Genomic DNA, 22,518 nt, shown 5'->3' on the forward strand with positions numbered 1-22,518 from the left:
TGATTACTTTCCGTCGCCCTCCAGTACGTGACGGCGGAGTCGAACGGCCGCGTCAGGTACGGCGTCAAGGCCCCCTGACGGCTTGGGTGTGATCGGCTGTGCACCCCTGCCGTAATCGCCGAAGGGCGGCTTCAGTAGATCATGCTTCCAGTGCCACGCTGCGCCGCCCCCCTTGTTCAAACGAGAGCGCCCCAGGAAGAGTTCTCTTACGCCAAGCTCCTTCTGAACTGCGTGCGCGAGAACCAGTGTCGTAAGGTCGCCGGCGCTTTCATCGAGAGCTAGCAGAGTCGCCGCCATGACGTCCCGGAAGAGATGGGCTTCGTCCTCGTCCACGGGAAGCATCGGCTGATCTGCGGGGCCCGGAAGGCGCTGGGCCGCGACGCGCCGCTTGGTGGGACTCTTCTGGGGCCATGGGATCGCGTTGCTCTCCCCGAAGGGGAAAGCCGCCTGGAGCCACCTCCAGTCGCCGAAGCGCCAGCCCGGAGAGCCATTCAGGTTGGCTCGCCGAACCGTGCCCGGAAGGATTCGGGGCATTCGCTCGAATTCTCCTGGGAGAAGGCCGGCTGCGACCGTATCGAGACCTGACAGTGCGTCGGCCGGTGAACTGACGGCGTACTTGCCGCACGAGAAGACTCGATCCTGGCGGTCGCGCAGAAACCCGTGGGCGGTGTATCCCACCCAACCTTGATCGTGACCGGCGTCCGGGTCGTAGTCGCGCATGGTGCGCGCGTACGCAGACTCCGCCGCCCAGCTCATCGCTGCTAATACGCCAGCCTCTTCAAGGTCTTCCAGCGCATCCTGCTGCTCACTCATGAGGTGACTCTACACGACTCCAGTATCTAGTGCGGAAAACTGAACCGCTGGCAACGTGTTGCGTCGCCAGATGAATCGATCTTACGTTCTAGTGGGTGGCCTGGCCAGAGGTGTGGGACCGGAGTCTGGGGCAAGTTGGCTGCGCCACAGGATGGTTGCGAGGCGGTTCCGGCACATTCGCCAGAGGGCGGGGGCGTGAACTAGGAATGTCCCCATGGGTGCTGGTGAGATCGTTGACATTGATGAACCCGGCGGCTGGCGCCGGCAGACGTACGGGAGTTCGTCGCTTCGCTTGCGGGCATGGTGCCATCTCGCGTGCGCGACGGGGGCGACCTTCCATACGAAGTGGACCTTGCTGCGCGGGATGCGGATCTTCGGACGCTGCTCGCTGGTCGCTGGCTGCGATCGTTCCATGCCACAAGGCTGCTGGCGTATGAAGTGGAAGGCGTACGAGCGTCGGGGCTTCGACGTCTGACGGAGGCTCTCCTTGAAGGGCGCCAGGACGAGGCTCTGCGGCGTGGTGAGATCACCCAGGAGGAGCACGCCGCGCTCCGCAGCTCGAGCGTGTTCAAGTGGGACAAGCGGGTGGGGCTGAGGACGGGCAAGGTCTGTCTCGTCGCCAACGCCCAGCCGCTGCACGAGATGGCTGGCAACTTCGCCCCGCTGCTTAAGAACTGGGGTGGAGAGGCGCAGTACATGACTAACGCCTGGGAACAGCTTGATTGCGAGCGAGTCAAGAAGTTGGGCACACCATCGATAGTTGTCGCCTTGCTTGACGTCGCGGATCCTGAGGTGGCAGTCAATGTCGGCCACGAGCTGATCTATGCCTTCGTTGCCAGCCACCTTGGCATGGCCAACGTCCGCTCGAGGATCGACTTCGAAGCTGACATCCCGAGTGGCTGCATCGAAGGCGTGTGGCAGCCGGGCAGCTGCGGATACGACCAGTTCAAGAGACTTCCTCGCAGTTAGGCGGGGTGCCCGAGGCCGTGGCCAGGGGCCGCTGTTTCCGACTACGTGCGGGACCAGCCGTTGGCGAAGTCGCATTGGAGGTCCGTCCAGCGGCGCCGCTCGGCAGGGGTGTATGCGGGGTGGTCGTGGAGGTGGGTCAGGGCGTTGACCCACTGGTCCCAGAGGCCGCCGGGCTGGGTGAAGTGGTCGGCGTGGTGGGTGCCGAGGTGGGTGTCGAGGCGGAGGAGGGCGCCGAGGGCTGTGGGCTGGTCGTAGCGGAGGTCGGTGCGGGGGAGATAGCGGTCCAGGTAGGAAGCGAGGATGTCGGCGTCCGCGTGGGTGCCGAAGCGGGCCAGGGAGAAGCAGTAGGCGCCGCCGGAGAAGCAGAACTCGCTGGCCAGGAGCAGGTCGCCGATGCGTTCGCGGAACGCTTCGCGGCGGCCTACGCCGATCAGCCAGGCGGCGGTGAAGCGTGAGCGCCACTCGTAGCCGAGGAGGGCCTCCAGTTCGTCATCGGTGATCGTGGCTGCGTCGTCGATGAGGTGGTGGGCAAAGCGTTCGGCATGTGGCCACCCGGGTCGCAGGGCACGACCGCTTTTCAGTTCGCGGTAGCGCGGGTGGTCCGAGTCCTTCCTCGTCACGTAGCGCTCGATTACGTAGCCGTAGCCGATCTCCTCGGGGTGCTGGAACGGCATCGGTCACCTCTTCGGGTATAGGTCGGTACGGTCGATCCAGGTGGGGGCAACGAAGATGTTGTCGTCGGCGAGGGCTTCGGAGGCTTCCAGTAGGGACCAGGTGCGGGACTCTTCGACCAGGTGCTCCCAGGGCGCGGTCCAGTCGAGTTCCCAGTCCAAGCCGGTGCCGGAGACGCCGTATGTGCGGTCGGCGTCCACCCGCCACAACTGGGAGTAGAGGATCACCTGGGCGTGGTCGGCCAGGTCGTTGATGATCTCGGCGAAGCGGGCCGAGGGCCAGCCCGGGGCGTCGTCCGCAGCGGTGGCTCGTAGGCGCGCGGTAAGCGGCGGGACGACAGGGCTGCGGGCGCCGAGTTTGGTCAGGGCCCAGCGGATGCCGACGGGCTCGCTCCAGTCCGGTGGCGTCGCCCGTTCCAGGCAGGCGCGGTAGGCGCGGCGCAGGGGCTCGACCGCGCCGTCGATCTCTAGGCTCGCCAGGGCCATCGCCGCCCAGTCCCGGACGGTGGGGTCGTCAGCGTCCAGCAGGGCGATCAGGGCGGGGCCGCAGCGCGGGTCCGCCACCTCTTCGAAGACCTCGATGGCGGTCAGCCGGCCGAAGCTGCCCAGGGTGGGTAGTCCGTCCGTGATCGTGAGGGTTGCGTCACGACCGATGGCGACAAGCTGCGCGCGGGCGGCGTACGAGGCGTCGTCATCCCCGTCGAGCTGCTGGACGAGGGCCTCGATGTGGGAGGTCATGGTGCCGCCGGGTGGTCTCGGCGCCAGAAGGCGGGCAGCCACCAGCAGAGCACCGAGCGGTCATCGGGCCACGGGGCGCGATCCTCGGCTGCCCAGTCCTCGAAGGAGTCGCGTGTCAGGTCGATGGGGCGCCAGGCGGGGTCGAGCGGCTCGTCCTCGGCCGGCGGGCGGACGTACCGTCGGCCGTGCTCGTCGCAGGCGCCGAAGTCCTGGTAGTTCCGCTGGGCCTCGATCAGGGAGACCTTGTTCGCGCCGCCGCTCATGGCCGGCCAGCGGAACTGGACCCCGTCGTCCTCCCAGAAGCAGACGGGGCAGATCTCGTACGAGCCGGGCATCGCGCTCAGCACGCGGTGTCCGCAGCACGGGCAGGGGCAGGAGTCGCTCACCTGCGCAGTTTCGTTGCAGGTTCCGCCCGTGTGCCATGGATTTCTCTGCCCTGAAGGTGCCCCGCCAGTCCGCAGCCAGTCCGCAGGACACCCGTAAACGGCCGTCGGGAGCCAACGCACGCCAACCAGGAAACCCCAGGTCAAAGCCCTGCGCGGGGCTCCGCCGCAGGTCAGGATCAGGCCGCAGGTATTCCGGTTCAACGTGTAGCGGCTGACATATCACCACGTCACTGATCTGGCAAACATGCAGGTCGGAGAGGGTCCGACTCTTCGGGGTCGGGCCCTTGGTTTTTTTCCCGTGCTGGGATGGTGCTGGGATGGGATGAGGGCGCCCGTGCTGGGACGTGTACTGCTCGGCGCTTGCGGGCAGTGCCGACCGTGGCGCTTTTCCTACTCGTTTGACACACTCGGGGTATGGGCAAGACGACGTACAGCATCGGGGAAGGGCCGGCGACGCGGGTGAGCCTGTCGCTGCCGGAGGGGACCGCGGAGGCGATCCGGGCGCGGGTGGGCAAGCGGGAGTTCTCCGCGTTCATTGCCGAGGCGGTCGAGCGTGAGTTGCGCGGCCAGGTCCTTGACGAGTACTTGGCGGACTACGAGAGCCGCAAGGGGCCGGTCTCTGAGCAGGCCCGGCAGCGGGCGCGGCAGGTCTTCGACGAGGTGTTCGCCGAGGAGGGCGAGTGGCCCGCCGCAAGCTGAGCCACGAGGGGACGCTGATCCTCGACAGCGAAGGGCTCTCGAAGCTGCTCGCTGACGACGAGCAGACGGTGGCCCTGGTCGCCGAGGCGCGCTCGCGCGGCATGGAGGTCGTGATCAGCGCGCTCACCATCATCGAGGCCGTCCACGCCCCGTACGAACAAGTCCCGCTTGAACTGGGTGCTTTCCGGGCTGCGGGTCGTCCCGGTCGGTGACGAGGACGCGAGGGCGGCCTCGATGTTGCTGATGAATGCCGGGTTGCACGGACACAAGTACGCGATCGATGCGGCGGTCGCCGAGGCCGCGCTGCGCCAGCACCGCCCCGTGGTCATGCTGACTTCCGATATTGACGACATGGCCAAGCTGTGCGGCGAGCGGGTCCGGCTCGTGGCGGTGTGAATTCCCGTCGCCCGTGGCGGGGCGACGGCGGCGCCGTGTAATGCCAGGTCAAGTTCACGGGTGAGGTTCCAGAGCGTGTGCGCTGGTTCGAACCCCTGGCAGGTCACACGCTTTCGCGCCTTTCGATGACGAGGATGCGCGCCTGCGGTGCGGGGTGGGCGACATGAGCGTCTCCTGGTTCGACACAGCACACCCGGCCCGGCGTCAGCCGTTCGACCTGCTCGACACCGTCCAGGCGGTAGTGCATGTCCACTGCCCCGTCCAGGACGACGAACACTTCGGGGCCGTCGTTGACGTGCCACTTGTATGGCTGGTCGGTCCAGTGCAGCCGTACCGTCGCGTCATCCACGGCTGCGAGATCGACGGCACCCCAGGGGCGTTCGGCGGTGAATGAGGCGGCATCGATGAAACGCATCAGAATTCTCCCTGGTCAAGGCCTGAAGGCGCCTGGCGGCACCTGCGGTCCGTCCATCGTGCAAGAGGGGTGCGAGCGCCGCGATAGGCAGGAATGACGTGAGCCATAAGATTTCTGCCACGCATCATGTCGTCGCCCTCGCGCTTCCTGGGGTCGTCGCTTTCGACCTCGCCATTCCCGCGCAAGTCTTCGGAGCACCCGGCTCTCCCGATTTCTACCGGTTCAGCCTGTGTGCCGCCGAAGCCGGGCCAGTGGCCACTTCCACCGGTTTCGAGCTCATTGCTCCCCGGGGGCTGGACGCTCTGCCCGAGGCAGGCACGGTCATCGTGCCCGGTTACGCGCCCCACGATCCGCCCGCGCCTGCAGTAATTGAAGCCCTGCGCACTGCCGCGGAACGCGGAGCCCGCGTGGTCTCGGTGTGTACGGGTGCCTTCGCGCTGGCGGCAGCCGGCCTCCTCGACAAGGCCACGAGGGCGCCGACCGGAGCCGCATCTCCCCGCGCTGGCTCGCGCCGCGTCGTCCGCAAGGCCGGTCGGCGTCCTCGCGTCAGCGGGCGGGTTCGATCCTCCAGGTGGCGGCTCGTGCGGCGGCGGCCGCGCGGTTGGGGAGGTCCAGCTTGGCGAGGATGTGCTCGATGTGGGTTCCCACAGTGCGCGGCGTGATGCACAGCCGCTCGGCGATCTCTCTGTTGGTGCGGCCGGCGGTGCGGGCGTACGCCACCTGTACGCACGGGGAGAGGGCCGGATTGCACGGCTGCTGCCGTCGGCTTCAACCAGGCCGCCAGATCTCGGTCGGGCGCTGTGCCGGCGAGCGCAGGCTATGCGGCCGGTCCCTCGTCGACGCGGGGTGTCTGGGTGCGGTAGGAGTGGCCGAGTTCCGGGCCGAGGCCGAAGTAGTGGCGGAAGTTGTAGATGAGGGGACTCCAGGCGACGGGGTCGATGTGGTCGGTGCCCGGAACGACGATGCGGGAGTCGGCGTGCACCTTGCGCACGACGGCCTCGACGATGACGAAGTCCCCGGAGGCGTCCGGCTGCACCCGCTCGGCACGGGCCTCCAACTGGATCGGGCATTCGGCGACGCGAGGCGGCCGGACCAGATGGGAGGGCTCGCTGGTCATGCCGGCGGCGGCGAACTTGTCCGGCTCGAAGCGGCAGCCCTCGGGCTTGCCGGCGGGCACTGGATTGCGGCCGGTCAGTGGCGCCAGCCGCTCCACGGCCGGCCACTGGGCGGGGGCTGGCAGGTTGATGACCAGGTCGGGGCGGCTGCCAAGGTTGTACGCTGTCTGCCCCTCACGGCCCAGTCCGATCACAACCGTCTGCCCGAGGGCCCAGGCGGAGGATATCGGGGCGAGGTTGAACGAGCCGTCCTGGTTTTCTGTCGACAGGAGGACCACTGGCGTCCCGAAGTACAGGATGCTCGGCTCGATCTCCAGGTGTGTGGCGACTGTCCGTGCGGGCAGGGTGCTGAGAGGTGCCGTGTTCATGGTGGGCAGGCTAAGGTCCGGTCACTTCGGCCGGGGCCGAAGTGACACGGGTGAGAATGGACCGCATGGACATGCAGCGCGCACATGCGGCCGGCCCCGACCTGGCTACCGTGGCGAAGCTTCTGGCCGATGGCACGCGGGCAGTTTTCTGTCTGGCCCTGCTCGACGGCCGGGCTTGGACGGCGACGGAACTGGCACGCCATGCGGGGGTGGCTCCCTCGACCGCGACTGAGCACTTGCACGCACTCGTCCGCGGAAACCTGCTCGCCGAAGAACGGCAGGGCCGCCACCGGTACGTGCGTCTGGCCGGTCCGCACGTCGCCGAACTGATCGAGAGCCTCGCCGCGATGGCACCCGAGCGCACCCCAGCACCCCGATCCCTGTCGGCGGCCGGCCGTCGACAGGCCCTCGCCCACGCCCGCACCTGCTACGACCACCTCGCCGGGACCGTCGGGGTCGCCATCACCGATGCCATGCTCGAGCGAAAGCTGCTGGACCTGGAGCATGGACTCGGGCTCACCGGCGCCGGCGCGACCTGGCTCGAAGAACTCGGCATCACTGTCCCGACCGGCACGCGCCGACCGTCGGTGAGGTCATGCCTGGACTGGACCGAACGCCGCCCCCACCTGGCCGGCGCCGTCGGTGCCGCCCTGTGCCGTCACGCGCTCGAAACCGGCTGGATCACCCCCGTCGGTACCACGCGCGCCGTCGCGGTCACACCCCTCGGCCGACGGGCACTCCGCTGTCACCTCGGCTTGTCCGACGAACTCCTTTCGCAGAAATGAGCAGCCTCGAGAGGCTGCGGACACCCGCTGACACCCAGAGCCTCGAAGACGTGGCATTCTTGCGCCGCGTGCTCGCCAATCATGCGGCGGGTCAGAAGCGCCTTGCTCACGGCTTGACCCGTGACGGGGCGCAACGGCGCTCATGACCGGACCAGCGGGGCCGGCGCGCGCCTGTTGCGGTGCTCGGGCGGGAGAGCCGGGTGCCGCCGCCAAGCTGCTCACTGGCCTCGGCGCGGCTTCACGGTTTCAAGCCGGAGCGTGAGTCGGGGAGTTGAGCCTGACCCGCAGGAGTAACCACTACGCTCGAAGCCCTCAGACGTCCTTGATCTGTACGCGGTCGCCGCACAGTTTCGACCAGTCGTCGCGGTCCGAGGTCAGTACGAGGACGGGTGCCGGGGAGCGGAGCGCCATCGCGGCAACGAGGGCGTCGGTGGCGTACTTGTGGCCGTGGAGGCCGCCGGCGTCGCTCAGCAGTTGCACCGCAGTGAGACTGTCCGCCTGGGTGACGTCCTGGATCTGGAGGCGGGAGAGCAGCCAGTTCAGCCGGGCGGTGTCCGTCTTCCCGTAGACGGCCTCCACCACTGTCAGGGCCGAGACGAGGACGGGCACGCCCACGCGTCGAGCGGCCTCGATCCGGGTGATCATCTGGCGGTCGTTGCGCAGGAGTAGCGACAGCGCCTGGAAGTCCAGAACCAGGGACCTGGCCGCGGGCTCCTTCACGCGGCGCTGTCACCGGACGCGTACGGCGCCGGTGCGTCACCGAACAGTTCGTGCTGCGCGGCCTGGACTTCGGCCTCGCTCAGCGGTTCGTGCTCGGCTTGGTAGGCGGCCACGATCTCGGCGAGGCCGTCCATCGCCAGCTGGTGCCGGACCGCCGCGGTCACGTAGGCGGACACGCCACGCTTGCCGGTGCGTGTGCGCAGCGCACCGAGGAGTTCCGAGGGCATCGAGACGGAGATGTTCTCCGTGCCTCCGGGGCGGGGTGATTTCATGAGGGCACGTCATGTACAGGAACTATTACCTCGCGTGGAATGCTGGGCAGCCCGCCTCCGGCGGCGTAGTCTCGAAGCCATTGGATCTTCTTGTACTTTGTCGCGGCTCCCGTGCTGGGATGGTGCTGGGATGCGCCTGCATTCCCGCAGGTCAGGGCCTTGCCGTGGAGTTCCGCTTCAACGTCTGACGCCATGCCACCTCGCCCGGCTCGCCCGTTGGCGGGTCGGGCGCAGACGTCTGTCCGCAGGGGGCCGCACCGGAGCGTCAGGTCCTCGGGGGCGGAGTGAGGACAGTCACCGGCTGGGGTGCCTCGCGGGCGATGGCGGCGAGAGCGGCATGGATGCCGCACTTGTGGCCGTGAAGGTGAGGGGTGCGAAGGAGGACGGCGGGGGCTTGGTCGTTGATCTCCTTGGTGACGTCGTGGACGTCGACAGGGGAGAGGACCCACTTGACGCGGGCCGGGTGGACGCGCTCGTCATCGGCCTCAAGCGTGGCCATGGCGCTGGTGGCCACGCGGACGCCCTCCTCTGATGCCGCCTGGATCGGCTGCCGCCGATGCCGCCGGCGGTCGTAAGCCTTCGGCGGTGAACGGCTCCTGCGGGTCCGACTGATTCGCGCCGCCTTCTCCCGTATCCGGACGATCGCACGCAGGGGACCTCTGACCTGCGGCGGCGCAGGTCAGGCGCCCCCGTCCGGCGGGACATCGGCATCCTGTCCGGACTGGACGGGCACCTCGCCCAGGGCCGGAGTGGGTGGTGGGAGGATGCGGGGACTGCGGGAGAGGGGCGGGACGGGTGGGGCGTGGCGAGCGGGACACGGTCGCGAGGGGAGCGCGACTGCGTGCGGCAGCGCAGGCAGTGGTCGGCGACCACGGTAGGGCGGTCGAGGCGGTGCGGGCCGCGCTGAAGCCGATTCACGACGCGGCGGTCACGCGGGAACTCGACGCCATCCCTGTCGCCCGGCTGCAGGACGTCACCGAAGGACGTCTGAGGCTGGGGAACGTCGAGAAGAACGGCCTTGGCACGGTGGGCCGTGTGCTCGAAGCGGGCCCCTATCGGTTGAGGCAGATTCCCGGCGTCGGGCAGCGCACGGTCGACCAGATCCTCGCCGCCGCTCGCCGGCTCTCCGAAGCGGTGCACGAGACGGTGGCCGTCCACATCGACGTGGACAGGCCGGAGCCGAGCACCACCGCGCTCGTCATGGCCCTGCACGTACTGGTGGAAGCCGGCCCGGACGCCCGGCGCGCGGTGGACCGGGCCGTGGCCCTGTCGGAACGGCTCGGCCCGTTGCTGGCCGACGCGAGGCCCGCCGCCGGGCGTTTCGGGATGCTGCTGGCCGGCCAGGAGAAGAAGGCACGTGTCCTGGCGGCGGTCGCCGAGATCCGTTCACTGGTGGACGAAGCGGAGCAGGACGACCTGCCCGAGCTGCTCGCCCAAGCCTCGGTGGATCTGCTGCGTGGGTCTTCGTCCGACATCGCCGCATGGGTGGACTTCGAGCTCCGCTCCGCGGAGTACTACAGCCTGCTCGCCGAGATATCCGGGCGGCTGCCGGACGCGGCGGCCGCCGAGGGGTTCCTGCCGGAGGAGATCGCCGAGCGGGTACGGACGCAACGGCTCGACGACTCGCACCGGCGGGTCTCCCTGCGCGGTTACCAGGCGTTCGGCGCGCGATTCGTCCTCGCACAGCGCAAGGTGATACTCGGCGACGAGATGGGACTCGGGAAGACCATCCAGGCCATTGCCGTGCTGGCACACCTGGCTGCCGAGGGGCAGAGCCATTTCATGGTCGTCTGCCCGGCGAGCGTTCTCGTGAACTGGACTCGGGAGATCGAGGCCCGCAGCGCCCTTCGCGTCATGGTGCTCCACGGCCCCGACCGGCACGACGTGTTCGCCGACTGGAAGGGGCGGGGCGGGGTGGGGGTGACCACGTTCGACGCGCTGCGCGGATTTCCGCCGCCGGGCGGAGGGGACGTAGGACTGCTCGTCGTCGACGAAGCGCACTCCGTGAAGAACCCGAAGACCAAGCGGTCTCAGTCGGTCGCCCTGTGGGCGGAGCGCTGTGAGCGCAGCCTCTTCATGACCGGAACCCCGATGGAGAACCGGGTCGTGGAGTTCCGCAACCTGGTCCAGATGCTCGACGGAGCGGTGGCGGACTCCCTCGGCGAGCGGGACGCCCTGGCAGGATCGGTCGTCTTCCGCAAGGCTGTCGCCCCGGTGTACCTGAGGCGCAACCAGGAAGACGTGCTGACGGAGCTCCCGAGTCTTCAGCAGACCGACGAGTGGGAGGAACTGAGCGCGTCGGACGAGGAGGCGTACCGCGAAGCCGTGCGCGCAGGCAACTTCATGGCGATGCGCAGGGCCGCGTACATGCGACCGGAGAAGTCGGCCAAGCTGGACCGGCTCCGCGAGATCGTTCGGGAAGCCGGCGAGAACGGGCAGAAGACAGTGGTCTTCTCCAACTTCAAGGACGTGCTGGGCGTGGTGAAGGCGGCGCTTGCCGAGGGCCCCACGGTGGGTACCCCGATGCTCGGTCCGCTCACCGGCAGCGTCCCGGCCGGGCGACGGCAGCAGATCGTCGACGACTTCGCCGGGGTCCCGGGACCAGCGGTGCTCCTGGCACAGATCCAGGCGGTTGGCATCGGCCTCAACCTGCAGGCCGCCTCCGTCGTCATCATCTGCGAACCGCAGATCAAGCCGACCATCGAACACCAGGCGGTGGCCCGGGCCCACCGCATGGGCCAGGTCAGGTCGGTCCACGTGCATCGCCTTCTCGCCACCGGTGGGGTGGACGAACGCATGGTGAGGATGCTGGAGGAGAAGACCCGCCTGTTCGATGCCTACGCCCGCCGTAGCGCCGTGGCCGAGGCCACCCCGGACGCGGTCGACGTGTCGGACACCGAGCTGGCCCGCCGGATCGTCGAGGAGGAGCAGGCGCGTCTGGGTGTGACGCACGGGGGACCCACCGCATCCGAGTGAGCGGGTCTTCCGGTCCGTCGGGTCCGCAGGACATCCGTAAGCGAGTGTCGGGACCCCACGCAGGCTTCCGGGGGTCCGTAGCGGCGCGTTGTCGGCACCAGCGGGCATACTGCCCCCACGACGGCCGGAGCCGAGGGGGGAGAGAGCGTGCGGGATCAGGCGGCCCGGCTTGTCGAACGTGTGCGCGAAGCCGCCGAGGAGTTCTGCCGGTCCCGGGGCTGGGGCCTCGTGGCCACGGACGGCGACCGCACCCGCCGACTGCTCGAACACCGCACGGTCGACCCGCGTCTGGAGACGGCGCTGGCCACCGCCCTCGATGCGCGCGGAGAGCTCACTTGGCCGCAGGTCGTGGCCGCGGCCGATTCGCTGCCCCTGGACACGCTGGGCCTGTGTTCCCTGGTCCTCCGGCACGGCTGGACATGGCACAGCCGCCCCTACCGGCTCCGCCCTGCCCCGCCGTCAAACGGCCCCAGCACTCCGCCGGGCCCGGTCGTGCCCGCGCCCGGCCGTCTCCCCGGGTAGACCGGTTCGGCACCCGGCCTACCGCCCACCAGGCGCACTACACGGTTCGATCACCGCGACTCTCGCCCTGGGCCGGCGCGTCGTCGACGCAGAGGCGAACACGGTCCCGCGCGGCGTCGAGCGCCCGTGTGACCATCGCGGCGGTGTCGCCCGCGGCGATGATGTGACCGACGCGCCCGTAGGCGTTCTCGGCCGGACTCACCGCGGTACCTGGGCGCGCCGTCACGGTGACCCTGGTGACGCCGGGCGTGGCCAACGCCGCCTCGACGCCCTCCACGCCGCTCAGTACGCCCGCGCGGTCCGGCAACAGGAACCGGATCGCGGCGTAGCCGTCGCGCGTGGCCGTGAGGTCCACCGGCAGGCCCGTCGCGGCGCGGAGTTGCTGCTCCAGCAGATCGGAACCGGTCGCCTGCCGAATCAGCTCCGGGATCATGCCACCTGCCAGTCGTGGGTTGATCTCCAGAACGCGCGGACCGGACGCGGTGAGCTTGACCTCGGTGTGGACGGCGCCCGAGCGCCAGCCCACCGCCCTGAGTGCGGCGATCACGGTCTCGGCCAACTCGTCCGCGGCGCCGGCAGGCAGGGGCGCGGGGAAGACGTGACCGGTCTCGACGAAGTACGGCCCGGCCGTGACGGATTTGGCGGTCACGCCGATGCAGGTGGTGACGCCGTCGTGGGTGAAGGTCTCCACGCTGTACTCGTCGCCCTGGACGAACTCTTCCACCAGGACGGTTCGGGCGGTCGGCTGGCCGCGGACGTTCGTGCGCACCGCGAGGATGCGCGAGGCCGTTTCCCTGGCCTCGTCGACGTCGTTGCAGAGCCTGACGTTGTTCGAGCCCGAGTCGTCGGACGGCTTGACCACACAGGGCAGGCCGATCTCGGCGACGGCCTTGGCGACCTCGTCGACGTCGGTGACCACGGCGTAGCCGGGTTGGCCGATTCCCGCTGCCCAGAGGACACCACGGGTCAGGTCCTTGTTCCGGCAGGCGGCGACCGAGTCGGCTGAGTTGCCGGGCAGGTCGAGCCACTCGGTCAACTCCGCGGTGACGGGCACGTAGAAGTCGCTCGTGGTGGTCAGTCCGGCGATGTTCTGGCGGGGGAAGCGTTCCTGGATCACGGTGCGCAGCTCCGCGGGCGAGTTCGTGTCGCAGACGACGACCTCACTGCCGGTCTCACCGAGTCCGGCGTACCGCTCGGGCTTACCGGTGATCAGCACCGGACGCAGCCCCAGTTCGCGCGCGGTGCGCAGCGCCTCCATCCCCGTGCCGGTCGTGTTGGACTCGATGAAGATCAGGAACTTGCCCGCTTTGCCGGCCCGCGGAAGAGTGGCCCGCGACCATCGGGTCACCGCGGTGCCGTATTCGACCAGCCTGGGCTCGGTTGCCAGAGGGAGTTCGGAGACGCGGTGTTCGTCCCAGTACTCGTCGCTGTAGACGGTGTCGATGTAGCGATCGCCCCGGTCGGGGAAGATTCCGACGATCCGGCTGCCCGGCGTCGCGCGGGCGGCGACCTCGGCGAGCACGCGATACACCGAGCCGGACGTGTTGCCCGCGAAGATGCCCTGTTCCCGCACCAGGTCCCTGGTCGCGGCGAATGCCTCGTGATCGTTGAGCCAGTGCACCTCGTCGATGACGTCGCGGTCCAGATTGTGCGGTGACAGACTGTTGCCCAGACCGCTCTGCAGCCGGCCGGGGAAGTCCGGCTGGTCGAACAGCGCGCTCCCGACGCAGTCGACGCCGACGGACCGCAGGCTCGGGAAGGTCTTGCGCAACTCGCGGGTCGAACCGCACAGGGAGCCGCCTGAACCGACCGCGCCTACCAGGACGTCGACGGTTCCGAGGTCATCGATCAGTTCCCCCACAAGGGCCCGGTATGCGCGCGGGTTGTCCGGATTGGTGTACTGGCGCGGCCAGAACGCCCCCGGCAGGTCCCGCATCAACTCGTCGAGACGCTCCAACCTGGCGGACTGCCAACCCTGCCCGGTCATCGACCGCACCATGTGGACGCGCGCGTCCAGGAAGCGCAGTTTCGCCAGGGTGATGGGATCGATCCGGGGATCGGTCACGACGTGGACCGGATGTCCCAGGGTTCGCCCCACCAGGGCCACGCCGAGGGCCAATGTCCCGGACGAGCTCTCCACGATGGGCGCCCCCGGCTTGAGCACTCCGATGCGGCGCGCCTCCTCCACCACGCTCTTGGCCACCCGGTCCTTCATGGCGAACGGGTTGGCGAGTTCCAGCTTCGCGTACACCTCGGTGCCGTCGGGTACGTCGAGCGCGAGGCGCACGAGCGGGGTGTGCCCGATCATGTCGCGAGCGGACTGAAAGAGCATCGTCACATCCTCTGGTGATGGGTCAGGTGGAGAGCACCCAGGCGACTCCAGTCGTCGTCCTCATGCCCGAGCGATCGGTAGACGGCGGTCGTACCCGGCAGTGCGGCGCAGCCGGCCAGGGCCGCCTCGGTCTTGGCCGCGGCATCGGGGTCGGCGCGGTCGATCAGGATGCCGAGCACCGTTCCGCTGTGTGCGCACACGACGCCCAGTGCGTCGATCTCCCTGGACAGCCGCCGCAGCTCGTCCAGGAAGCGGCGTGGGTTCCGGCGGGCGTTGAGTTCGGCGCTGCGGGTGGCGACGCGCCCGACCTCCGCCAGATCACCGTCGCGTACCGCGGTACCGAGCGTCGTCAGCAGACGGGCGTACTCGCGGCGTTCCTCGTCGGTGTGGGCTTTCGCGGCCCCGTTGAAGTGCACCGTGTCGACCTGGCCGCCCTCGTCGTGCGCGACGATGATCATGGACGGCAAGGCGCCCAGCCTTTCCCGCACGCGCACGTTGCGGTGGTCGAAGTCGACGATCTCGTCGTACATCACGCCGTCGGACGGTTCGATCCCCCGCATCAGCGACTCGATGTCCTCGGCGCGGAAACGGGTTCCGACCGCGGCTGCGACGGCGCGGGCCGTGGCGACCAGGTCCGCCGACGAGCTGGCCAGCCCCTTCCCCTCCGGCAACTCACTGTGGACCGTCAGGTGACCGCCGCCGCCCACGCCCGCGAGACGCAGCGCCGACATCGCGATGCGGGCGGCCTTCCATTTGTGGGCGGGGTGCACGTCGACACTCGTGGCGTCGGGCACGTGCCGGAAGGTCGCGGTGCTCCACGCCGCCACCGGGCAGGTCACCATGAAATGCTGTCCAGAGCGGACGGTGCCTTGCAGCAGCTCTCCGAATGTGCCGAACGACCGGCCGGTGCCCGGGGCCACACCGGCGGACCGCTCAACCCCCCTTGTGTCCGAACTGGACAACTCCGTTGCCTCCCCCTTGGCTTTCCGCCCTCCGACGACCCCACTCCCGCGCAAGTCGTTCGAGTTCTCGCTCCTGCGCCGCGAGCACCTCGCCGACGGCCCGCGGATGGGTCGATCCCGCCGAGTTCATCGACCACAGAGCTCCCGCCACGTCGAACACGTCACGCAGCAGTGCGTGCGGGTCGGTCAGACGGCGTCCGTTTTCCGCTGCGGCCCTGGTCAGAAGACCAGGATCTGTCTGCGCCGGCTCCAGGCCCGCGTCCATGGCCATCACGATGTACCGTCCCGCGATCACCTGCGCGAGCCGCCACGGCACACCCTCGTCGAGGGTGAGGCGGTTCGCCAGCGCGAAGCCGCCCAGAAACTCCTTCTCGCAGGCGCGAGCCATCCGGTCGACGTCGAATCGCGCGTTGTCCAGCACCACCGTGAACAGCCGCAGCGCGCTGTCGAACGCGTCGAAGGCTCGCGGCAGTTCCGTGCCGGCCTCCTTGGAGACCTCGACGGAGTTGGAGAACGCGGTGTTGCGCTGCCCGAGCACCGTGTCGAGGTGCGTCGAGGACAGATGTGCCAGACGTCCCCGAATACGCTCCAGGACGGGGAAGTTCTTCTTCTGCGGCATGGCGGAGGAGATGCCGGACAGCTCGTCCGGCAGCTCCAGGAACCCGTAGGCACTGCTGCCCCAGGCCATCAGGTCGGTGACGAACCGGCTCAACTGAACGCCGAGAATCTCGAACTCGCCGGTGATCTCGACGGTCCAGCCGCGATGCGCGACAGAGGTCAGCGCGAGCGGCTGCACTCGTTGGAAACCCAGTGATCGCGCCAGGCGTCGGCGGTCCCACGGCAAGGTCTGGCCTGACATCGCCCCCGCACCCAGAGGGCAGGCGTCGATGCTGTCATAGGTGCACAGGAGCCGGCGTGACGTGTGTTGCGCCTGTTCGGACAAAGCGGCCAGGTAGAAGCCGGGAGAGATGATCTGTGCTGCTTGCAGATGCGTGTAGCCGGGCATCGGGTGTTCGGTGTGACGCCCGGCGAGCCGGTGCGCGGCACGGCCGAACTCCAGCAGTGTGGCAGCGGAGTCGAGCAAGCGGGAACGTCCGAAGAGCAACTGCGCGCATGCCTGGTAGTCGTTGCGGCTGCGGTCGACGTGCCAGGCCGGAACCGGCTCGCTGAGGCCGTCCTCGACGAGCCGTTCCAGGGTGAAGGCCATGTCGCTCATGCTGGCCGCGCTCCGCTCGGTCATCGAGTCGCGGTCGACCGAGTCCAGGAGCGTGTTGATCTCGTGAGCACTTCCCTCGGTGAGCAGTCCCATGCGGACGTACTCCGAGACCAGGGCCTTCTCGATCGCCACGTAGTGCGGCAGCAGATTGTTCACCTCTGCGTCGAACTGCGGATCCAGCACCTCTGTGCGCAGCAGATGACTCGGCCCGGTGCTCACTCGCCCGCTCAGGCGAGTCGGCCGTGCTTTTTCAACAGGCATCGCGGTCCATTCATACCTCGATTTCGATGGCCGTGATCGCGAGAAGTCGGCCGGTGGCCGAGTCCCTCAACGCCATGTCGACGATCTCGATCTCGGATACGGCCGCGTTGCACCATCTGCGAACGGTTACGGCGAACACTGCACCGGCGTCCGCAAGCCGGAGATCTCCAGCCCGGAAATGACTTCGCCGATCGCCGCGCGCGCCTGCTTCACCGTGGCGCCGGGGCCGGCCGGCGGCATGGCCGGTCTCACGGACAAGGCCCTGGACCTGTCCGTCGTCTCTTGTTCCGAAATGCTCAATTTTCCCCCTTGGCCCGCATCAACGCTCGACCTTCACGTCCGCATGGCCGATTGATGATCCGCCGACGGCTGAGCGCCACCCAGGGCAACGAACACGCCCATCCCGTGGACCCGCTGCGTGGGCACGTGATTCGCGGATCGGTTTCGAACGGGCCCCTTGTGCCGAGAATCCTGATACCGATTCGGATCCGACCGTTGTCTCGGCCCCCGATATTGCCGCCGAGGTCTCCCTGATATTGCCGCCGAGGTCTCCCTCCGAAAAACCCCAAGAACAGTAGACAACGGTCCCCGGACCGAAGTCACGGATCACGCGGACCGTAGAAGCGGCCTTGCGGTGATGTCAAGGGCCTCACGGGAGAGCCTTCCGCGAGCCGGCCACGGATTCGGTCGACGGTATGGGCGCACGGTGAAGGCCGCCTCGGGAGTGACCGCGGCGTCCGGTGACCCATTCGATCCCCGCGGACCGCTGATGTCTCCTGGTATCAGGCGCCCGGACCATGACGAATCTCCGGAAAAAGACGCAGTGGGGCCGCACTGGCTGTCGGCACCGGCCCCCCTGCCCACTCCCCGGCGGTCAGCGAACGGGTTCAGCGGATTTCGCTCGTCATGCACCATTCCAGTACGGCCATGGCCGCGGTCATCTTGTGATGTGCCTGGCGCCACGCCCGGCTCTGCGCTCCGTCGAGGACGTCGTCGGTGACCTCCTGGCCGCGCACGGCGGGCAGGTCGTGCAGGAAGACGGTGTGCCGTGCGCCGACCCGGTCCAAGAACTCGCCGTCGATGCGGAACCCCTCGAATGCGGTGAGCCAGTTCGGGTCCTTTTTGGGCACTCCCATGGTCTGCCAGCGGCTGGTGTAGACGGCGTCGACCGGTCCCTTCACATCCGCCGGGCTGGTGATCTGTTCGACCTCGGCGCATCCGCCGCCAAGACGATCGGCGACGGCGAGAACCTCGTCCGGTACCTCGTACCCGGCAGGGCACAGCAAGGTGAGCCGCAACCCCGGTGTGAGAGCGGCAGCGAGCGCAAGGGCGGAGCCGGAACTGTTCCCCTCGCCGACGCACAGGACGTGGCGCGCGTCCAGGTTGCCGAATTCCTCGGTGAGCGTGGCGAGATCGGCGATGGCCTGGGTGGGGTGCTCTTCGATGCTCAGCGCGTTGACGACGGCGAGGCGGCTGTTCGAGCCGAGTCTGCGCATCTCCTCGACCGGGCCGTTGGTACGGACGACCAGGGCGTCCAAGTACTGACCGAGCACCCTCGCCGTGTCCTCAAGGGTCTCTCCGGTGTTGAGCTGGAGGTCGTCCGGGCCGAAGGTGATGGTGTCCGCGCCGAGACGGGTCGCCCCCGACCAGAAGGACGTTCGGGTACGGGTCGAGGACTTGCTGAAGTAGATGCCGACCGCGCGCCCGGCGAGGGTCCGCTCCCGGACGCCATCGCGACCGAACTGCACAGCGCGTCCGACGATGCGCGCCAGGTCGTCCGGAGTGAGATCAGACAGAGAGATCAGATTGCGCATGACGATGTTTCGTCCCCCTAGAGAAGCGTCGTGCCGCACGTTCACCCGTCTCAGGTGACGTTGTTCTTCATCCTGTCCAGCAACGCCGGCGGGATCAGGTGAGACACATCGCCGCCCAGTTCGAGGATTTCCCTGACCAGGCTGGATGAGACGCTGTATTTCTGGTTCATCATGAAGAATGCGGTTTCCACCCCGGCGAGACTGTAGTTCATCTGCGCCATCTGCAACTCGCTTTGGAAGTCGTTGATGGTGCGCAGCCCCCTGACGACCAGCGCGAACTTCTCCCTCTGGCAGTAGTCCACGAGCAGTCCGTCAAATGACTCCACACTCACGTTGTCCATGCCGGCGGTCACCTCGCGGAGCATGTCCAAGCGTTCTTCCGAAGTAAACCTGCACTTCTTGTTGATGTTGACCAGCACGCTCACCACCACGTGGTCGTGTACGGCGGCGGCGCGTCCGATTATGTCGATATGTCCATTTGTAACTGGATCGAAAGAGCCCGGGTAGACCACACGTTTCATGGTGTCGGACCGTATCAAAGGCGGCGCTCCTGCGGACTGAGGAACCCGCCCGGACCGGGAGTGACCCAAATCATATGGGAGACCTACTTGCGGTTGCTGTCAATCTCGGCGTAAGAAGGTCCAGCTTGCTTCTGCTTTATGTTCTGAGAGGAACAAGGGGGAGTCATGGGGGCGACTGCTGCTTGCGGTCGAAAATTTTACTGTGAACACACAGTTCTTTACGTGTGCGGCAGATTGTCGCGGCGCTGGGCCATTCGAAGAGCCCCGCTGGCGACGGCTTGATCGAAGCACTGCCGGGGAACGCTTCGGCGGTGTGCAGCATTTGCCGCGTTCTCGACGGCGCTATCACTTTCTGTCTGGACAAGGCCGGCCGTGGTGAAAGCCGTGGCCGATTCGTGCCGTTTTGCCAGGGTAATCCGCGGAACGGTTCAGCTGGACCGTACGCGGTCCGGTCACGATGCGGTGTGGCCGACCGGGGATTTCGCCGCGCCGAAGGAGTTGCGGACAACCTCGCGTAGGCGATGTGCACCTCCGGGTCGACGGGATTCCCGAGGGCGTAGCCGTCACGCACTGCGATTTGTCTGACTTTACTGGGGACCGACACTGGCGCAACGGTGTGCGTGAGCACGCGGGTGCGGCCGTGGCTGGGCCGATCATCTGGGGGTTTGTTGTGTTCCCGTTGTCCTTCGCTCAGCGGCGGCTGTGGTTTCTTGGCCAGTTGGAAGGGCCTGGGGCGACGTACAACGTGCCGTTCGGGTTGCGTTTTGTCGGGGGCCTGGATGTGGAGGCCTTGCAGGCGGCGCTGAATGACGTGATGGAGCGGCATGAGGCGCTGCGGTGTGTGTTCCCGGAGCGGGACGGGGTGCCGCGGCAGGAGGTGTTGCGGCCGGATCAGGCGCGGGTCGAGCTGCGGCTGAGCGATGTGGCCGCTGATGAGCTGCCGCGGGTGATGAGCGAGGTGGCGGCGCGTCCTTTTGACCTGGCGTGCGACATCCCGATGCGGGCGTGGCTGTTCCGGCTGGCGCCCCAGGTGCATGTGCTGGTGCTGGTGATGCATCACATCTCCTGTGACGGCTGGTCGTTGGCGCCTTTGACGCGGGATGTGGGGCAGGCGTACCAGGCGCGGTGCCAAGGAGTGGCGCCGGAGTGGGTGCCGTTGCCGGTGCGGTACAGCGATTACACGGCGTGGCACGAGGAGTTGGTGGCCCAGGTCGGGCCGGAACAGCTGGCGTACTGGCGCGAGACGCTGGCGGGAGCGCCACCGGAGTTGACGTTGCCGGTCGACAGGCCGTACCCGGCTGATCCGACGCACCACGGCGGGCTGTCCCGTTTCACTCTCGACGCCGAGCTGCATCGGGCGTTGACGCGGCTGGGGCAAGGGCAGGGCGCCAGCCTGTTCATGGTGCTGCAGGCCGGGCTGGCGGTCTGGTTGCAGCGGCATGGCGCCGGGGACGACGTCGTGGTCGGCACCGCGGTGGCGGGGCGTACCGACGAGGCGCTGGAGGACCTGGTCGGGTTCTTCGTGAACACCCTGGTGTTGCGGACCGACCTGTCGGGGGATCCGTCCTTCGTCGAGTTGCTGCGCCGGGTCCGCGAGACGGATCTGGGCGCGTACCGCAATCAGGATGTCCCGTTCGACCTGCTGGTGGAGGATCTGGCCCCCCACCGGTCGGCGGCCCGGCAGCCGTTGTTCCAGGTGATGCTGGTGCTCCAGTCCGACACACTCGCCTGGCCGCAGACCGCTGATCTGGTCGTGTCCCGGGAACAGATCCGCACCGAGGTCGCGAAGTTCGACCTCGTGGTCAGCTTCAGCGAGGAGTTCGACGCCGCCGGCGCGCCCGCAGGGATCACCGGCCAGATCGAGTTCGCGACCGACATCTTCGATCAGACCACCGTGGACTCGCTCGCGGACCACCTGGTGCGTGTCCTGCGGCTGGTGGCGGCCGAACCGCGGTCCCGGATCACCGGAATCGACCTGCTTTCCGACCACGAACGACACACGACCCTCGTCGAGTGGAACGACGCCGCGGTCGAGGTACCACGGCAGCGCGTCCACGAACTGTTCGAGGCCCAGGTGCGCCGCACCCCCACCGCCACCGCCGTGGTCTTCGAGGACACCGAGATCTCCTACGAGGAACTCAACGCCCGCGCCAACCGCCTGGCACACCACCTCATCGACCACGGAGTAGGCGTGGAAGACGTGGTGGGCGTCTACCTGAATCGCGGGGTGGAACTGGTGGTCGCGGTGCTGGCCGTGCTCAAGGCCGGTGGCGCCTACACGATGCTGGACACCGGTTTCCCCGTCGAGCGGCTGCTCTCGGTGGCCGAGGACGCCGGTACCCGTGTGGTCATCGCTGATTCGGCGCTGGCCGACCGGGCTTCCTGGCCGGGTGTGAGCTTTGTCCGGGTGGACTCCGCGGCGGAGCTGATCAGGCGGCGGGCGGACTCCGATCCCGCGGTGGCCGGAGATCCGGAGTCCGCGGCGTGTGTGATGTTCACGTCGGGCTCGACAGGCCGGCCCAAGGGAGTGCTCACTCCCCACCGGGCTCTGGTGGGAACGTTCATCGGCCAGGACTATGTGGACTACGGGCCCGACCAGGTGTGGCTGCAGACCTCACCCGTGTCGTGGGACGGATTCGCCGTAGAGCTGCTCGCGCCCCTGCTCGCCGGTGCCACGGTCGTGCTGTACCCGGAACCGAAGCTGGACGTCCCCAGCATCGTCCACGCGATCGACAGGCATGGCGTGACCGCCTTGCAGGTCTCGGCCAGTCTCTTCAACCTTCTGGTCGAACATCAGCCGGAAACCCTTCACAAGCTCGGTTACATCATGACGGCCGGCGAAGCGGCGTCCGTGGCCCATGTGGCCGCGGCACTGCGGGAATCCCCGGACTTGCGGGTCCTCAACGGTTACGGCCCTGTCGAGAACATGGGCCTCTCCACGACCCACCTGGCCACGAGGCGTGATGTCGAGCGCGGGGTCGTTCCGGTGGGGCGGCCGTTGGTGAACAAGCAGGTGTTCGTGCTGGACGCACAGCTGCTTCCGGTGCCGGTGGGCGTGACGGGCGAGCTCTACGTCGCGGGTGCGGGCCTGGCGCGGGGTTACCTGGGCTGGCCGGGGATGACGGCCGAGCGCTTCATCGCCAGTCCGTTCGGGGCGCCGGGAGAGCGGATGTACCGCACCGGAGACCTGGTCCGGTGGAACCGTGACGGGCAGCTGCTGTTCGTGGGTCGTGCTGATGATCAGGTGAAGGTGCGGGGCTTCCGTGTCGAGCCGGGCGAGGTCGAAGCCGCGCTGGCAGCACATCCGGACGTCGGCCAGGTCGCCGTGCTGGTGCGTGAGGACCGGCCGGGCGACAGGCGTCTGGTCGCCTACGTGACGCCGCAGAAGGGCTGTGCGCCGGACCCGGCCGAGCTGCGTGGCTTCACGGCCCGGCGACTGCCGGACCACTTGGTCCCCTCGGCGCTCGTGGTTCTGGACGCGCTGCCGCTGACGCCGAACGGGAAGGTCGACCGGCGGGCGCTGCCCGCGCCGGAGTACGGCGGCGACGGGACCTACCGGGCGCCGCG

General features: G+C 68.2%; 21 protein-coding genes and 3 pseudogenes. 9 read left to right on the plus strand and 15 right to left on the minus strand.

Annotated features, from left to right (window positions below):
• Window positions 1–3 precede the first annotated feature (3 nt).
• A complete protein-coding gene (locus ACWDD7_RS35005; protein ID WP_450460369.1) occupies window positions 4–813 on the minus strand; it encodes a hypothetical protein in 810 nt (269 codons plus the stop codon).
• A 315-nt stretch (window positions 814–1,128) separates the two neighbouring features.
• On the opposite strand from ACWDD7_RS35005, the gene ACWDD7_RS35010 reads away from it, so the two are divergent.
• Window positions 1,129–1,782 (plus strand): hypothetical protein, encoded by a 654-nt coding sequence (locus ACWDD7_RS35010; RefSeq protein WP_450460370.1) that lies wholly within the window; start codon window positions 1,129–1,131, stop codon window positions 1,780–1,782.
• A 41-nt stretch (window positions 1,783–1,823) separates the two neighbouring features.
• Here the strand turns inward: ACWDD7_RS35010 and ACWDD7_RS35015 are convergent, their stop codons facing one another.
• The 3 genes from ACWDD7_RS35015 to ACWDD7_RS35025 are packed head-to-tail and all read right to left on the minus strand — an operon-like array spanning window position 1,824 to window position 3,577.
• Window positions 1,824–2,456 carry a DUF6000 family protein gene (locus ACWDD7_RS35015; protein ID WP_450460371.1) on the minus strand — a complete coding sequence of 211 codons (633 nt, stop codon included), beginning with the start codon at window positions 2,454–2,456 and terminating at the stop codon, window positions 1,824–1,826.
• A gap of 3 nt (window positions 2,457–2,459) precedes the next feature.
• Window positions 2,460–3,191: a HEAT repeat domain-containing protein gene (locus ACWDD7_RS35020; protein ID WP_450460372.1), complete on the minus strand. Its 732-nt coding sequence runs from the start codon at window positions 3,189–3,191 to the stop codon at window positions 2,460–2,462.
• Window positions 3,188–3,577, minus strand: a complete 390-nt coding sequence (locus tag ACWDD7_RS35025) for a CPCC family cysteine-rich protein (RefSeq protein WP_450460373.1) — start codon at window positions 3,575–3,577, stop codon at window positions 3,188–3,190. The genes ACWDD7_RS35020 and ACWDD7_RS35025 overlap by 4 nt, the downstream gene beginning before the upstream one ends.
• A 414-nt stretch (window positions 3,578–3,991) precedes the next feature.
• Between ACWDD7_RS35025 and ACWDD7_RS35030 the strand changes: the two genes are divergently transcribed.
• Window positions 3,992–4,276, plus strand: coding sequence for a hypothetical protein (locus ACWDD7_RS35030; RefSeq protein ID WP_450460374.1), 285 nt, complete (start codon window positions 3,992–3,994; stop codon window positions 4,274–4,276).
• Window positions 4,258–4,672, plus strand: a pseudogene (locus tag ACWDD7_RS35035) (DNA-binding protein). The gene ACWDD7_RS35030 and the pseudogene ACWDD7_RS35035 overlap by 19 nt, the downstream one beginning before the upstream one ends.
• Before the next feature lie 103 nt (window positions 4,673–4,775).
• On the opposite strand, the gene ACWDD7_RS35040 reads toward ACWDD7_RS35035, so the two are convergent.
• Window positions 4,776–5,087 (minus strand): hypothetical protein, encoded by a 312-nt coding sequence (locus ACWDD7_RS35040; RefSeq protein ID WP_450460375.1) that lies wholly within the window; start codon window positions 5,085–5,087, stop codon window positions 4,776–4,778.
• A gap of 98 nt (window positions 5,088–5,185) precedes the next feature.
• Between ACWDD7_RS35040 and ACWDD7_RS35045 the strand changes: the two are divergent.
• Window positions 5,186–5,539, plus strand: a pseudogene (locus ACWDD7_RS35045) (DJ-1/PfpI family protein); the annotation flags it as partial.
• 94 nt (window positions 5,540–5,633) lie between these two features.
• Here the strand turns inward: ACWDD7_RS35045 and ACWDD7_RS35050 are convergent.
• Both ACWDD7_RS35050 and ACWDD7_RS35055 read right to left on the minus strand, forming a co-directional pair.
• The gene (locus ACWDD7_RS35050; protein ID WP_351876606.1) at window positions 5,634–5,807 is read right to left on the minus strand and encodes a response regulator transcription factor; all 174 of its coding nucleotides are present in this window, start codon (window positions 5,805–5,807) and stop codon (window positions 5,634–5,636) included.
• 97 nt (window positions 5,808–5,904) lie between these two features.
• A complete protein-coding gene (locus ACWDD7_RS35055) occupies window positions 5,905–6,570 on the minus strand; it encodes a flavin reductase family protein (protein ID WP_351876605.1) in 666 nt (221 codons plus the stop codon).
• Between the two features lie 56 nt (window positions 6,571–6,626).
• On the opposite strand from ACWDD7_RS35055, the gene ACWDD7_RS35060 reads away from it, so the two are divergent.
• Entirely contained in the window at window positions 6,627–7,355 is a 729-nt protein-coding gene (locus ACWDD7_RS35060; protein ID WP_351876604.1) for an ArsR/SmtB family transcription factor, read from the plus strand.
• A 312-nt stretch (window positions 7,356–7,667) separates the two neighbouring features.
• On the opposite strand, the gene ACWDD7_RS35065 is transcribed toward ACWDD7_RS35060, so the two are convergent.
• The 3 genes and pseudogenes from ACWDD7_RS35065 to ACWDD7_RS35075 all read right to left on the minus strand — a co-directional run.
• Window positions 7,668–8,075, minus strand: a complete 408-nt coding sequence (locus ACWDD7_RS35065; protein WP_351876603.1) for a type II toxin-antitoxin system VapC family toxin — start codon at window positions 8,073–8,075, stop codon at window positions 7,668–7,670.
• Window positions 8,072–8,347 carry a hypothetical protein gene (locus ACWDD7_RS35070; RefSeq protein WP_450460376.1) on the minus strand — a complete coding sequence of 92 codons (276 nt, stop codon included), beginning with the start codon at window positions 8,345–8,347 and terminating at the stop codon, window positions 8,072–8,074. The genes ACWDD7_RS35065 and ACWDD7_RS35070 overlap by 4 nt, the downstream gene beginning before the upstream one ends.
• 248 nt (window positions 8,348–8,595) lie before the next feature.
• Window positions 8,596–8,960: pseudogene (locus tag ACWDD7_RS35075) on the minus strand (DNA-binding protein); the annotation flags it as partial.
• A 182-nt stretch (window positions 8,961–9,142) separates the two neighbouring features.
• Here ACWDD7_RS35075 and ACWDD7_RS35080 point away from each other — a divergent pair.
• Together ACWDD7_RS35080 and ACWDD7_RS35085 are read left to right on the plus strand one after the other, a co-directional pair.
• Window positions 9,143–11,323, plus strand: a complete 2,181-nt coding sequence (locus ACWDD7_RS35080) for a DEAD/DEAH box helicase (RefSeq protein ID WP_450460377.1) — start codon at window positions 9,143–9,145, stop codon at window positions 11,321–11,323.
• Between the two features lie 147 nt (window positions 11,324–11,470).
• Entirely contained in the window at window positions 11,471–11,845 is a 375-nt protein-coding gene (locus ACWDD7_RS35085; protein WP_450460378.1) for a hypothetical protein, read from the plus strand.
• A 37-nt stretch (window positions 11,846–11,882) separates the two neighbouring features.
• Here ACWDD7_RS35085 and ACWDD7_RS35090 read toward each other — a convergent pair whose 3' ends face one another.
• From ACWDD7_RS35090 to ACWDD7_RS35100, 3 genes are all read right to left on the minus strand, one after another.
• On the minus strand, window positions 11,883–14,177 hold the full coding sequence (locus tag ACWDD7_RS35090) for a pyridoxal-phosphate dependent enzyme (protein ID WP_450460379.1): 2,295 nt from the start codon (window positions 14,175–14,177) through the stop codon (window positions 11,883–11,885).
• Between the two features lie 2 nt (window positions 14,178–14,179).
• Entirely contained in the window at window positions 14,180–15,019 is an 840-nt protein-coding gene (locus ACWDD7_RS35095; protein WP_351876598.1) for a GHMP family kinase ATP-binding protein, read from the minus strand.
• 91 nt (window positions 15,020–15,110) lie between these two features.
• Window positions 15,111–16,574: an argininosuccinate lyase gene (locus ACWDD7_RS35100; protein WP_351876597.1), complete on the minus strand. Its 1,464-nt coding sequence runs from the start codon at window positions 16,572–16,574 to the stop codon at window positions 15,111–15,113.
• Between ACWDD7_RS35100 and ACWDD7_RS35105 the strand changes: the two genes are divergently transcribed.
• Entirely contained in the window at window positions 16,567–16,971 is a 405-nt protein-coding gene (locus tag ACWDD7_RS35105) for a hypothetical protein (protein ID WP_450460380.1), read from the plus strand. The genes ACWDD7_RS35100 and ACWDD7_RS35105 overlap by 8 nt on opposite strands.
• 532 nt (window positions 16,972–17,503) lie before the next feature.
• On the opposite strand, the gene ACWDD7_RS35110 is transcribed toward ACWDD7_RS35105, so the two are convergent.
• The gene (locus tag ACWDD7_RS35110; protein WP_450460381.1) at window positions 17,504–18,430 is read right to left on the minus strand and encodes an ornithine carbamoyltransferase; all 927 of its coding nucleotides are present in this window, start codon (window positions 18,428–18,430) and stop codon (window positions 17,504–17,506) included.
• Window positions 18,431–18,480: 50 nt separating this feature from the next.
• Window positions 18,481–18,951 carry a pantetheine-phosphate adenylyltransferase gene (gene coaD / locus ACWDD7_RS35115; protein ID WP_351876594.1) on the minus strand — a complete coding sequence of 157 codons (471 nt, stop codon included), beginning with the start codon at window positions 18,949–18,951 and terminating at the stop codon, window positions 18,481–18,483.
• 640 nt (window positions 18,952–19,591) lie between these two features.
• Here coaD and ACWDD7_RS35120 point away from each other — a divergent pair.
• Window positions 19,592–22,518, plus strand: a 2,927-nt coding sequence (locus tag ACWDD7_RS35120) for a non-ribosomal peptide synthetase (RefSeq protein ID WP_450460382.1), incomplete at its 3' end; no start/stop codon positions are given.

The organism is Streptomyces sp. NPDC001056 (assembly GCF_053598955.1).

Bases quoted from the DNA above. Each gene is read 5' to 3' on its own strand.
- ACWDD7_RS35005 (WP_450460369.1), bottom strand. From the start codon at position 813: ATGAGTGAGCAGCAGGATGCGCTGGAAGACCTTGAAGAGGCTGGCGTA.
- ACWDD7_RS35015 (WP_450460371.1), bottom strand. From the start codon at position 2,456: ATGCCGTTCCAGCACCCCGAGGAGATCGGCTACGGCTACGTAATCGAG.
- ACWDD7_RS35020 (WP_450460372.1), bottom strand. From the start codon at position 3,191: ATGACCTCCCACATCGAGGCCCTCGTCCAGCAGCTCGACGGGGATGAC.
- ACWDD7_RS35030 (WP_450460374.1), top strand. From the start codon at position 3,992: ATGGGCAAGACGACGTACAGCATCGGGGAAGGGCCGGCGACGCGGGTG.
- ACWDD7_RS35040 (WP_450460375.1), bottom strand. From the start codon at position 5,087: ATGCGTTTCATCGATGCCGCCTCATTCACCGCCGAACGCCCCTGGGGT.
- ACWDD7_RS35055 (WP_351876605.1), bottom strand. From the start codon at position 6,570: ATGAACACGGCACCTCTCAGCACCCTGCCCGCACGGACAGTCGCCACA.
- ACWDD7_RS35060 (WP_351876604.1), top strand. From the start codon at position 6,627: ATGGACCGCATGGACATGCAGCGCGCACATGCGGCCGGCCCCGACCTG.
- ACWDD7_RS35070 (WP_450460376.1), bottom strand. From the start codon at position 8,347: ATGAAATCACCCCGCCCCGGAGGCACGGAGAACATCTCCGTCTCGATG.
- ACWDD7_RS35090 (WP_450460379.1), bottom strand. From the start codon at position 14,177: ATGCTCTTTCAGTCCGCTCGCGACATGATCGGGCACACCCCGCTCGTG.
- ACWDD7_RS35095 (WP_351876598.1), bottom strand. From the start codon at position 15,019: ATGGTGACCTGCCCGGTGGCGGCGTGGAGCACCGCGACCTTCCGGCAC.
- ACWDD7_RS35110 (WP_450460381.1), bottom strand. From the start codon at position 18,430: ATGCGCAATCTGATCTCTCTGTCTGATCTCACTCCGGACGACCTGGCG.
- coaD (WP_351876594.1), bottom strand. From the start codon at position 18,951: ATGAAACGTGTGGTCTACCCGGGCTCTTTCGATCCAGTTACAAATGGA.